The organism is Acidithiobacillus sp. TH-A36 (assembly GCF_057473445.1).
Window position 1 is genome coordinate 1 of record NZ_JBYCKP010000377.1, and the last position, 5,626, is coordinate 5,626.

Annotated in this window: 5 protein-coding genes and 1 riboswitch; all 5 genes read left to right on the forward strand. The window is 52.3% G+C overall.

The window, feature by feature from the left end; translation table 11 throughout:
• Positions 1-139: 139 nt before the first annotated feature.
• A complete protein-coding gene (gene metK / locus AC2VLY_RS09845; protein WP_024894814.1) occupies positions 140-1,309 on the forward strand; it encodes a methionine adenosyltransferase in 1,170 nt (389 codons plus the stop codon).
• Between the two features lie 37 nt (positions 1,310-1,346).
• Positions 1,347-1,430, forward strand: a riboswitch (S-adenosyl-L-homocysteine riboswitch).
• A 20-nt stretch (positions 1,431-1,450) separates the two neighbouring features.
• Positions 1,451-2,857, forward strand: a complete 1,407-nt coding sequence (gene ahcY / locus AC2VLY_RS09850) for an adenosylhomocysteinase (RefSeq protein WP_193651598.1) — start codon at positions 1,451-1,453, stop codon at positions 2,855-2,857.
• Complete coding sequence (gene metF / locus AC2VLY_RS09855) at positions 2,857-3,675, forward strand: methylenetetrahydrofolate reductase [NAD(P)H] (RefSeq protein ID WP_193651599.1); 819 nt, start codon at positions 2,857-2,859, stop codon at positions 3,673-3,675. The genes ahcY and metF overlap by 1 nt, the downstream gene beginning before the upstream one ends.
• Before the next feature lie 150 nt (positions 3,676-3,825).
• A complete protein-coding gene (locus AC2VLY_RS09860) occupies positions 3,826-4,698 on the forward strand; it encodes a phosphoribulokinase (RefSeq protein WP_193651600.1) in 873 nt (290 codons plus the stop codon).
• 325 nt (positions 4,699-5,023) lie between these two features.
• Positions 5,024-5,626, forward strand: a 603-nt coding sequence (locus AC2VLY_RS09865; protein ID WP_486922186.1) for a DUF3034 family protein, incomplete at its 3' end; no start/stop codon positions are given.

Here is a 5,626-nt window from a genome sequence, read left to right on the forward strand (position 1 = left end):
CCCATCCCTGAAGCTTGAGTGGATTTTGTTTGCGGGGTGAGCGTCTTTCACTTCGCTTGGCCGTGTATCCTTTGCTATAGTGCGCTCTGTCCCCGTCGACGATCAATTCATCGGCCACGCCAGCAAGGAGCCTGAACGCATGTCCAAAAGCCATCTTTTTACTTCTGAGTCTGTTTCCGAAGGTCATCCCGATAAGGTCGCAGACCAGATTTCCGATGCCATCCTTGATGCCATTCTGGCGCAGGATCCGCGTGGTCGGGTAGCCGCTGAAACCCTGATTACTACCGGCCTTATTGTTCTGGCCGGCGAAATTACGACGACGGCTAACGTCGATTACGCAGACGTTGCCCGTCAGACGGTGCGCCGGATTGGCTATGATTCATCGGAAATGGGCTTTGACTGGGCCTCCTGCGCGGTGATGCAGACGCTCGACAAGCAGTCTCCGGATATTGCTCAGGGTGTGAATGAAGGGGCCGGTCTGGATCTGGACCAGGGCGCTGGTGATCAGGGTCTCATGTTTGGTTTTGCCTGTGATGAAACCGACGTGCTGATGCCAACTCCCATTTATTTCGCCCATCGTCTGACCGAACGCCAGGCTCTGGTACGTAAGGATGGCCGCCTGCCCTGGTTACGTCCCGACGCCAAAAGTCAGGTGACGGTGCGGTACGAAGATGGTCGCCCGGTTGCTATTGATGCCGTCGTCCTCTCCACCCAGCACAGCCCGGATATCAGTCATGCAGATCTGGTGGAAGCGGTGCGGGAAGAAATCATCAAGCCGGTATTGCCGCCGGAAATGCTGCACAAGGATACCAAATATCTGATTAACCCTACCGGACGTTTTGTCATTGGCGGACCCGTAGGCGATTGTGGCTTGACGGGTCGCAAAATCATTGTAGACACCTACGGTGGTCAGGGCAGTCACGGCGGCGGTGCTTTTTCAGGTAAGGATCCGTCCAAGGTGGACCGTTCTTCTTCTTACGCTGGTCGTTACGTTGCCAAAAATATTGTTGCTGCAGGTCTGGCGAGCCGCTGTGAAGTTCAGGTGGCTTACGCCATTGGGGTATCCCAGCCGGTCAGTCTGATGGTCGATACCTTTGGTACCGGCAAAATTGATGATGATCGTATCGCTGCACTGGTCCGTGAACATTTTGATCTGCGTCCCAAGGGCATTATTCAGATGCTGGATCTGCTCCGTCCGATTTATGGTAAAACCGCTGCTTATGGGCATTTCGGTCGTGAAGAACCGGAATTTACCTGGGAACGGACCGACAAGGCCGCAGCCTTGCGGGATGCTGCTGGATTGCGATAAAAAGACCTCTGTGCGGAGAACCTCTCCGCCGGAAGTTCGGGCCGAGGAGCGCTGCAATCGCCAGGTCTCTGGTGGTCAGGCTCGGCCCGTTTTCCTTCGTGTAAAACCGCGCTCGCTTTCATGATCAAAGGAACGACCACCATGAATGCTGTGCTTAAAACGGGTGAAGACTTTAAAGTAGCTGATATGTCTCTGGCCGCCTGGGGACGTAAGGAAGTCCGTATTGCTGAAACGGAAATGCCGGCATTGATGGCGATTCGCCGGAAATATCAGGCTCAGCAGCCCTTGCAGGGCGCACGCATTGCGGGCTGTATTCATATGACCATCCAGACCGCTGTACTTATCGAAACCCTGGTGGCTTTGGGGGCTGAAGTGCGCTGGTCTTCCTGCAATATTTTTTCTACGCAGGATCAGGCAGCCGCAGCTGTTGCGGCTGCAGGTGTTCCGGTTTTTGCCTGGAAGGGAGAAAGCGAGGAAGAGTACTGGTGGTGCGTGGAGCAGACCATTACGGGTCCTGACGGCTGGCGCCCCAATATGCTGCTGGATGATGGTGGAGACCTGACGGGATTGCTGCATGAGAAGTATCCCGAGTTGCTGGAAGGCATCCATGGTGTTTCCGAAGAAACGACTACAGGCGTGCATCGTCTTTGGGAAATGGCCAGGGAAGGTAAGCTCAAGGTGCCCGCCATCAATGTCAACGACTCGGTGACCAAAAGCAAAAATGACAACAAATACGGTTGTCGTCACTCCCTCAATGATGCCATCAAGCGGGCCACGGACCATCTGCTGTCCGGTAAACGCGCCCTGGTTTTGGGCTATGGTGATGTGGGCAAGGGCTCAGCAGCTTCCTTGCGTCAGGAAGGCATGATTGTGCGCGTCACCGAAGTGGATCCCATTTGCGCCATGCAGGCCTGCATGGACGGTTATGAAGTGGTTTCTCCCTACAAAAAGGGTATCAATGATGGTACCGATGCCTGTATTGATCAGGATCTGCTGGGCCAGACTGACTTGTTGGTAACCGCTACCGGTAATTACAATGTCTGCGATGCGGGCATGTTGAAGGCACTCAAGAAAGGCGCTGTCGTTTGTAATATTGGTCATTTCGACAATGAAATTGATACGGCTTTCATGCGCGCCAACTGGGCCTGGGACGAAGTCAAGGCTCAGGTGCACAAGGTGTATCGTGATGCACCTGCAGGCAAGGACTTTGATGCGGACAGTGATGATTACCTGATTCTTCTTTCTGAAGGAAGGCTGGTGAATCTGGGCAATGCTACCGGGCATCCCAGTCGGATCATGGATGGTTCTTTTGCCGATCAGGTGTTGGCGCAGATACACCTTTACGGGGAGCGCTTTGCTGACCTGCCTGCCGCGCAGAAGTCTTCTCACATCAGCGTCACCGTCCTGCCGAAAACCCTGGATGAAGAAGTGGCCCGTTACATGGTGGAAGGTTTTGCCGGGGTGCTGACCCAGTTGACAACGGCCCAAGCCGAATATCTTGGCGTTGACGTCCACGGGCCTTTCAAGAAAGACGCGTATCGTTACTGATGGCGCACTCCGTCGAGTTTTTTCCGCCAAAAAATGCTGCAGGCGAAGAACGCCTGCAGGAAGCCATCCGCGCCTTGCTGCCTTTAAAGCCGGAGTATGCTTCAGTGACTTTTGGAGCAGGTGGTTCTACGCGAGAACGGACTTTCGCCACGGTGGACATGATCCGCAAGGATTATGATCTGGAAGCTGTCCCGCATCTCTCCTGCATTGGCTCTACGGAATCGGGTATCCAGGAAATTCTGGAAGATTACCGGGCTCAGGGTATTCAGCGTATTGTTGCCTTGCGTGGTGATTTACCAGAAGGCATGAGTAATCCGGGTCATTTTGAATACGCAGCCGATCTGGTGGCTTTTATCCATCGGTTCGGTGGGTTTAAAATTTATGTAGCCGGTTATCCGGAAGTGCATCCCAAGGCCGTTTCTGCTGAAGAGGATTTACAACATCTCGTGGAAAAGGTGCAGGCGGGTGCAGATGCGGTTATCACCCAGTATTTTTATAATCCCGATGCGTATTTGCAGCTTCGGGATGATTTACAGCGGCGGGGTGTTGATGTGCCGATTGTAGTGGGTGTCATGCCCATCACTAACTTTGAACAGATTTCCCGTTTTTCGGCCATGTGCGGAGCCGAGTTGCCGCAATATTTGCGGCGCCGCATGCAAGCCTATGGCGAAGATCTGCAGTCCCAATATCAGTTGGGGATTGAGTTGCTGAGTCGGCAATGTGAGACCTTGCTCTCGCAAGGCGCACCCAGCCTGCATTTTTATACGCTGAATCAGTCCGAGGCGACAACGGCTATCTGGCAGAATCTCGGGCTTTAAGTACTTTTGACGTCATTATCCAAGCCTCGAAAGCGTGGGTAATGGCGTGTTTTGTGTTGACCGGCTGGTAACCTTTGTTACACTGACTTCAAGGTGACCTTTGAATATATGGGTCAGCAAAAGAATTTTTTACTATAAGAGGTTCATACCATGTCTAAAAAGTATCCTGTTGTTGCAGTCACCGGTTCTTCGGGAGCGGGTACAACTACTGTCAAACATGCATTTCATGACATTTTTCGGCGCCTGAAGATCAACCCGGTCATCATTGAGGGAGACAGCTTTCACCGTTATAACCGGGCGGAAATGCGTGAAGCTATTGCCCAGGCAGCAGCAGAAGGTAAGACCATCAGCCACTTTGGTCCCGAAGGTAATGATTTTGAGTCTCTGGAACGTCTGTTCCGTAGTTACGGAGAGACCGGGCATGGCCAGATGCGTTACTATGTGCATGATGATGTGGAAGCGGAACTGCGGGGTAGTGCCCCGGGAACCTTTACGCCATGGCAGGATATGCCTACGGGTACGGACCTGCTTTTTTATGAGGGTCTGCACGGTGGGGTGAAAACCGAAGATGTGGATGTCGCCAATTATGTGGATCTCCTGGTTGGTGTCGTGCCGGTTGTGAATCTCGAATGGATCCAGAAAATCCATCGTGATAATGCCCAGCGTGGATATTCGGCTGAAGCCATCGTGGACACGATTTTGCGCCGCATGCCGGATTATATTCATCACATTACTCCCCAGTTTTCGCGCGCGCATATCAACTTCCAGCGCGTACCTTTGGTAGATACGTCCAATCCTTTCATTGCCCGGGATATTCCTACGCCCGATGAGAGCATGGTAGTCATTCGCTTTCGGGATCACAAAGTTGAGCATTTCCCGACCTTGTTGCAGATGATTCCCGGAAGCTTCATGTCGCGTTCCAATACCCTGGTCATTCCGGGTACGAAAATGGGCTTCGCCATGGAAGTGATTCTCGGGCCGCGTATTGAACAGATGCTGGATGAAAAAAAGGAAGCACTCTGATAGAGCGTTAGTTTCATCCTGATGACATCCGGTATCGGTAACATCGATACCGGATTTTTTATGTCCTGCACTTCATGTGGTGAAAGTCAGATCAGCAGTTTCTGTCATGACACGACTGCGGCGTTGTCATGACGTGTCATGCTGGATCGGAAGAAATATAAACAGTTTTATTTGAATGATGCGTTGATGCTTGCTCATGATAAACAAATCGTTACAAATAATTTTTGGGTTTTTTAGAGGTTTGTTGAGAGTCTGGCCCCTTTCTTGCTGTGTGTTTTTATGAGTGCTCTGACACTCAAGAACCGCTTAACGGCTAGGAGGAGGTATGAAAATTATGGGTAAGTCTGCAAAATCACCCGCTACAAAAGCAGTCATTCTGGCAGTGGCCTGCACGCTGGGTGCATTGGTCCCTGTGGCCGCCAACGCGGCGATAGGTTCGGCCTGTTTATTTGGCCAGGGCCGCATTTTGGGTACAGGAGCAGTAACGGCGATAGACGGTGCCGCTGGTGGTGGTATCAACCCCTGGGCAGTGATTTCGGGCTATGGCACCAACCAGCAAATTGGCGCGACCGCTTTTTATTCGCACGTATTGCTGAACAACTACAATATGGACGCCTATGGCGCATCGGTCGGACTCTTCAACCGTATTGAGCTTTCTTTTGCCCGCCAGAGTTTTGGGTTGGGGAACACCGGCGGAACTTTGGATGGAGAGATCAATGATTTTGCCTACGGCGGAGGTGAAACTGCTGCCCAGCGTGCTGCACCAGCCTCGGCCATTCTTGACAAAGCAGGTCTCACGTCATCAGCCACGCCCGCTTTTTTTGGCAACAGCTATGAATTGAACCAGGACATTGTTGGGATTAAGGCCAGGCTGTTTGGTAATGTGGTGTATGACCAGAACTGGTGGGAGCCGGAAGTATCTGTTGGT

Bases quoted from the DNA above. Each gene is read 5' to 3' on its own strand.
- metK (WP_024894814.1), top strand. From the start codon at position 140: ATGTCCAAAAGCCATCTTTTTACTTCTGAGTCTGTTTCCGAAGGTCAT.
- ahcY (WP_193651598.1), top strand. From the start codon at position 1,451: ATGAATGCTGTGCTTAAAACGGGTGAAGACTTTAAAGTAGCTGATATG.
- metF (WP_193651599.1), top strand. From the start codon at position 2,857: ATGGCGCACTCCGTCGAGTTTTTTCCGCCAAAAAATGCTGCAGGCGAA.
- AC2VLY_RS09860 (WP_193651600.1), top strand. From the start codon at position 3,826: ATGTCTAAAAAGTATCCTGTTGTTGCAGTCACCGGTTCTTCGGGAGCG.